This is a genomic window from Halomonas sp., assembly GCF_041689495.1.
Lineage (GTDB): Bacteria > Pseudomonadota > Gammaproteobacteria > Pseudomonadales > Halomonadaceae > Halomonas.
Genome location: NZ_JBDNGD010000213.1, coordinates 1 through 5,688, shown reverse-complemented (window position 1 = coordinate 5,688; position 5,688 = coordinate 1). Strand labels below are relative to the sequence as shown.

Below are 5,688 nucleotides of genomic sequence, written 5' to 3'. Positions count from 1 at the left end.
TCACGCAAGCGACGATCTCCGGCCGCCATGGGGACGATACCGCGGCCCACTTCCGGCACGATCAGCACTACGTTCAGGGCGTCCTGGCGCTCGGCCTCGAGCAGTGCCTGCAACTCCTCGACCAGCACAAGGCGCAAGGCATCATCATCGGTCTCGATCCTGAGCGCCGCCTCGAGCCAGGACAGCCATCCCGTGAGCACCAGCGCGGCGCCGGGTTTGGCCAGGTCACGCCAGATCCCCAATGGCTTGCCGGGCGCGAGGCGGCACCAAGAGGCCGCGGGAAATCGCTCCCTTACCCGTTCGTGCTTGCCGGCGCAGGCACCGCCGATGAAGAGCTGCATTGCCAGCCTCCTCCCTGTTGAACGAGCATGAACCGGCGACCCCGGGCCTGCCCTACGCCACCTTCCCAGAAATCGAGGGTCTCGAAGCGCCGACGCAGCTCGCGGATCACTCCCCCATGGGACACCACAAGCACCCGCCGATGCCCATGCAAGGTGGCGGCCGTGACGCATTCATCCAACCACGCCTGGAGGCGTGCGCGCATCTGGGCAGCAGATTCGCCACCCGGCGGGGCTCGCTCGCCCTGGCTGTCGATCCAGCGTCGATAGGTCGGTATCGACTTGAGCTCGTCGTAGCAGCTTCCCTCAAAGTCGCCGAAATCCAGTTCGCGCAGCCGGGCATCATAAACAACCTTCACCTCGACATCCTGCCCCTCCCGCACATGGGCCAGGGTCTGGCGGCAGCGCGTCAGGTCGCTGCAGTAGATGGCGTCTAAAGGCTCCCCGGCCAGGGAGTCGCGAAGACGGTCCAGGTCATCGAGCGCATCCGGCAACAACAGCGGAATGTCGCGCTGCCCCTGGTAGCGCCGCTCCTGGTTCCAGGCGGTCAGGCCATGACGAACGACCACCAGTTCCAGGCGATCAGCAGCAGCCATAGTTCTCCTCCCTCGATGGCGGCACCGATAATGTCGCCGTTGACACCCTTGAAGGCGCGAATCACCAGCGCCCCGTATAACAACAGAAAGATCATCAATGAGAACAGCAGCACGCCGAGCCACTGCGACCCGTCTGATACCCAGAAGGCCATCGGCACCAGGGGTAGCGTCGACAGCCAGAGATCACGCCTCCCGAGATGCTGCTTCCAGGACCAGGCCAGTCCTTCGGGTCGCGCCGCCGGCACCTCTACCAGAAGCGCCACGCCGGCGAGACGGCCCAGGGCCGGCACCAGGGCGAGAAGTCCCGGACTGATCCCGGCGTCGAGCAGGGCCCAGAGCAGCATGCCCTTCCAGGCCAGCAGGAAGACCAGCGCCAGCATGCCGAAACTGCCTACCTGGGGGTCTTTCATGATCGACCAGCGACGCTCCAGCGGCGCATTGCTGCCCAGGGCATCGGCCACGTCCATCAGACCATCCAGATGCAGGCCGCCCGAAAGCGCCACCCAGGCGCTGACCAGCAGAAGTGCCAGCAGCGGATCGGGAACAATGCCTTGCAGCAGGCTTGCGATAACCGCCAGGAAGGCGCCCAGCAGCAGGCCCACCAGTGGATAGCAGCGAACCGCCCAACGGCTGGTGACCGGCGTCCAGGGACAGGCGATCGGCACCGGTAACCGGGTGAGAAACTGGATGGCCAGCAACAGCCCGAAGCCTGCCTCTCTCATCGCCCGGTCACTCCTTTCCAGTCAATGGGCAGGCCGCCCACGACCTCGACGACACGGTCCGCCTCCCTGGCCAACTGACGATGCCGTCCCTGCAGGAAGGCCAGGTAGCGCCAGGTCTCCGGGTCGCCTGGCGGCAGGTCTTCGTTGATGTCGTTGGAGACCACGACCAGACGGATTGTCTTCTGCCGGGCCTTGCCCAGCAGGGCCGCCAGCATCCGGTCGCCCTCTGCCTCGTGGAAATCGCTGCCATAGAGCCACTGGCTGGCCCAGAGAGTCAGGCAATCGAGCAGCAGTGTGCTGCCTTGCTCCACCCGGTCTAGTGCCTCGTCAAGCAACAGGGGCTCCTCCAGGGTGATCCAGCCATCACCGCGCTCCCGGCGATGGCAGGCGATGCGGTCTGCCATCTCGTCATCCGCGCGCCTTGCGGTCGCCAGGTAGTAGCGCTTTCCACCGCTGTCACGATGCCACTCTCGAGCCAACTGCTCGGCAAAGCGGCTCTTGCCGGAACGCGCCCCGCCACTGACGAAGGCGATCATGTTCTCTCCCTGTTGTCCTGCCATTCCTTAAGAACGCTAACCAATTGGGCATTTTCTGCTGAATCGCGCAGCGCCAGGCGAAGCCACTCCCCCTCCAGACCTGGAAAGTTGCGGGTATGCCGGGCCAGGATGCCCGACCGTAACAGAAACTCGAAAAGGAAATCGGTCCCCCCGGGGCCCGCCGCCGGCTGTACCAGGAAGAAGTTGGTCCGACTCGGCACGACCCGTAACCCGACTGCGCTTAGCCTGTCTTGAAGCCACGGTTGTTCGGCCCCGAACCAGCGATGCGTCCTCGCCGGGAACTCCTGGTCGGCCAGCAGGAAGGGGGGCAGGCTGGCCGCGAGATGATTGACGCTCCAGGGCATCTGAAGCTCCCGCAAGCAAGCCACGTTGTCGGCGCTTCCCAGCAGGTAGCCGAGACGCAGACCGGGAATGGCGTAGTACTTGGTCAGGGAACGCAGCAGGACGAGGTTCGGGTAGCAGGCCAGCAAGGGGGTCAGGCGTTCATCGGGTACCACGAAATCGATGAAGGCCTCATCGATCACCAATGTACTCCCATGTTTGAGCCCCACTGCCAGGAGCCGCTCGACAACCAGTTGCGGCACCAGGGTGCCGGTTGGATTGTTGGGACGGCACAGAAAGAGCACCTCACAATGGGCCATGGCCCTCTGTGCCTCCCTTTCATCCAGCTCGAACCCCTCGCCCCCCAGCTCAAGCGAAGACACCGAAAGGCCATACTGGCCGCAGGCACGAGCATATTCCGAGAAGGTCGGCTGGACGATGACGGCCCGGCGGCGGGCATGCAGGGCTGAGGCCAGGAAGATCGCCTCGGCCCCGCCATTGGTCAACAGCACCTCTTCCGGGGTCACTCCCTCGGCCTCGGCGATAGCCTCGCACGCCCGGCGATACGTCGGGTCGGGGTAGCGTTCCACACCGGCCAGGGCATTCATCAGCTGCTCAGCCAGCCAGGCCGGCGAGCCCAGGGGGTTGAGATTGGCGCTGAAATCGAGCAAAGGAAGGTCCCTGGGCAAGCCATGGCGCAACAACAGCGGCGCTGCCTCGCCCCCATGGCTCGGCCAGCCAATCTTGTCTCGCATCATGTCAGCCACTCCCGCAGCAGCACAAAAGGCAGCACCAACAGCAGGAAGATCAGCCAGCCTGCGTGCATCAGGCGTATCGCCAGGGCAATATGCCCCGACCTCAGTGGTTCGAGGGGATCCCCCAGAGTAGCCCGGCGGGAGACCTCTCCCGCGTAGTGGTTGGTGCCACCCAGCTGCACGCCCAGCAGGCGAGCCACCATCGCCTCCGGCCAGCCGGCATTGGGACTGGCATGACGTGGTGCCTCGCGACAGGTCGAGAGAAGCGCTCCCCGCACTCGCATGCCCGGCATCACCAGAGCGCCCAGCCAGAGCGCCAGGGCGGTGAGTCGCGCAGGCAACCAGTTGGCCAGATCATCGAGCCTGGCGGAGGCATAGCCGAAGTCGGCGTAGCGGGTATTGCGATAACCGACCATGGAATCCAGGGTATTGACCGCCTTGTAGGCCACCGCCAGCGGAGCGCCGCCTATCAAGGCCCAGAACAGCGGCGCGGTAATGCCATCCACGGTATTCTCGGCGACCGTTTCCACGGCACCCCGGGTGATCTCGCCCTCGTCCAGGTGCGCCGTATCCCGGCCTACTATCCTGGAGAGCGCCAGGCGCGAAGCGGCAAGGTCTCCCCTGCTCAGGGGCTCGGCCACCACACGAGCCGCCTCGACCAGGCCCTTGATCGCCAGTGTCGTGGAAAGCAGCCATAACTCGGCGACCAGACCAAGGCCGGGGTGCAGGCGGGAGAGTATCGATAAGCCAAACCAGGCGATCAGGAAGACACCGATGACCACCATGGCGGTGAGCAGATAGCCATTGCGACGCCGGACATGAGACGACCCCCGGTTCCACAGGCGCTCGCAAGCGGTCACCACCCTGCCGATGGCGACGACGGGATGCGGAATACCGGGGGGGTCGCCGATGACGAGATCCACGACAATCGCCAACAGCAACAGCGTCAGGCCCCAGAGTGTCAGCGGCTCGAGGCTGACCATCAGGCGCGGGGGGTTTCGGCAATACCGGCCGCCTCGAAGGTCGCCATCTCCGCCAGCATACGGCAGGCCGCCTCCAGCAGGGGAAAGGCCAGCGCCGCGCCAGTCCCCTCACCGAGCCGAAGCTCGAGGTCCAGCAGGGGCCTGGCATCCAGCGCCGCCAGCGCCAGGTCATGGCCAGGCTCTCGGGAACGATGGCCGAAGACCAGGAAGTCACGCACCGGTGGCTCAAGCCGGCAGGCCACCAGGGCGGCCACCGTGGCGATGAAGCCGTCGACCAGCAGGGGCACCCGGCGACTCGCTGCCTCCAGGCAGGCCCCAGTCATGGCGGCAATCTCGAGCCCACCGAGACTCGCCAGCACGCCGAGGGGGTCCGCGGGATCCGGTGCCCGGGCAGCGATAGCGGCCTCGATCACCGCCTGCTTGTGGGCCAATCGTGCGTCGTCGATGCCGGTTCCCCTTCCCACCAGGCTTGCCACCGGTTCCCGGGTCAACACCGCCAGCAAGGCGCTGCTGCTGGTGGTATTGGCGATCCCCATCTCCCCGATGATCAGGCAGCGACAGCCCGACTCCAGAGCTCGTTGCACCGCTCGTCGACCCGCCGCCATAGCGGCCTCGGCCTCCTCGAGGTGCATGGCCTCCTCCCAGGCGAAATTGGCCGTACCGAATCTCACCTTCTCGTCCACTAGCCCCCGGGGAGGCAAGTCGGCCGCCACCCCCACATCGATCACTTCGAGTCGTGCCCCGATCTGCCGGGCAAAGACATTGATCGCCGCGCCTCCGGCGATGAAGTTGGCGACCATCTGGGCGGTGACCGCCTGGGGGAAGGCCGAGACCCCTTCAGCGGCGATGCCATGGTCGGCGGCGAAGACCAGCACTCCCGGGGGCGTAACCCTGGGAAAGGCTTCACCGGTCATTGTCGCCAGGTCGACGGCCAGCATTTCGAGTCGCCCGAGGCTGCCCGGCGGCTTCGTCAGGGTATCCAGATAGCGGCTAACGCCCCGACCGGTCTCGGCGTCGGGGCTCGGCACAGGGCCCGGGGGGCTTTCCACGTCGGCGACTCCGCACGTTGGGGGATCAAGGCCGCCTATCCTATCAGATTCGACGCTCGGCCCCACAGGCTACTGACGGCTCCCTGGCACTCAGTTATACTGTATATTCATACGGGGTATCCCTTTAGCTCCACAAGCTTCAATTTCCAGATTTCCCCCGCCGTGCCACCACCTTTTGGTAGGTGACCGGCTTTGTCACAACCGCTTGCTGGAGCAAGCGATAAAACAGTAAGCCTCTCGATTTGGATTTACGGCGATTAAACCGAAATACATATTCATCAAGATAGTTATCCAACTGTCCTGGCTGGACTGCGCCATGGTGTGTGCCCATCATCCAGCGTTGCAGGAGTGATGCCACACGGTGAAC

At 65.0% G+C, this 5,688-nt stretch carries 7 protein-coding genes and 1 pseudogene; all 8 read right to left on the bottom strand.

Going from position 1 to position 5,688, the window contains the following annotated elements; translation table 11 throughout:
- On the bottom strand, window positions 1-341 hold a 341-nt coding region (locus tag ACESMD_RS07625), incomplete at its 3' end, for an adenosylcobinamide kinase (protein WP_372611876.1).
- Window positions 293-934 carry a histidine phosphatase family protein gene (locus ACESMD_RS07620; RefSeq protein WP_372611874.1) on the bottom strand — a complete coding sequence of 214 codons (642 nt, stop codon included), beginning with the start codon at window positions 932-934 and terminating at the stop codon, window positions 293-295. The genes ACESMD_RS07625 and ACESMD_RS07620, both read right to left, overlap by 49 nt.
- Window positions 886-1,656 (bottom strand): adenosylcobinamide-GDP ribazoletransferase, encoded by a 771-nt coding sequence (gene cobS / locus ACESMD_RS07615; RefSeq protein WP_372611872.1) that lies wholly within the window; start codon window positions 1,654-1,656, stop codon window positions 886-888. Before cobS ends, ACESMD_RS07620 begins: the two co-directional genes overlap by 49 nt.
- The gene (locus ACESMD_RS07610; protein WP_372611870.1) at window positions 1,653-2,192 is read right to left on the bottom strand and encodes a bifunctional adenosylcobinamide kinase/adenosylcobinamide-phosphate guanylyltransferase; all 540 of its coding nucleotides are present in this window, start codon (window positions 2,190-2,192) and stop codon (window positions 1,653-1,655) included. The genes cobS and ACESMD_RS07610 overlap by 4 nt, the downstream gene beginning before the upstream one ends.
- Entirely contained in the window at window positions 2,189-3,292 is a 1,104-nt protein-coding gene (gene cobD, locus ACESMD_RS07605; RefSeq protein ID WP_372611868.1) for a threonine-phosphate decarboxylase CobD, read from the bottom strand. The genes ACESMD_RS07610 and cobD overlap by 4 nt, the downstream gene beginning before the upstream one ends.
- Window positions 3,289-4,272, bottom strand: coding sequence for an adenosylcobinamide-phosphate synthase CbiB (gene cbiB / locus ACESMD_RS07600; RefSeq protein WP_372611866.1), 984 nt, complete (start codon window positions 4,270-4,272; stop codon window positions 3,289-3,291). Before cbiB ends, cobD begins: the two co-directional genes overlap by 4 nt.
- Window positions 4,272-5,321: a nicotinate-nucleotide--dimethylbenzimidazole phosphoribosyltransferase gene (gene cobT / locus ACESMD_RS07595; protein WP_372611864.1), complete on the bottom strand. Its 1,050-nt coding sequence runs from the start codon at window positions 5,319-5,321 to the stop codon at window positions 4,272-4,274. The genes cbiB and cobT overlap by 1 nt, the downstream gene beginning before the upstream one ends.
- Before the next feature lie 139 nt (window positions 5,322-5,460).
- Window positions 5,461-5,688, bottom strand: a pseudogene (locus tag ACESMD_RS07590) (IS1595 family transposase); the annotation flags it as partial.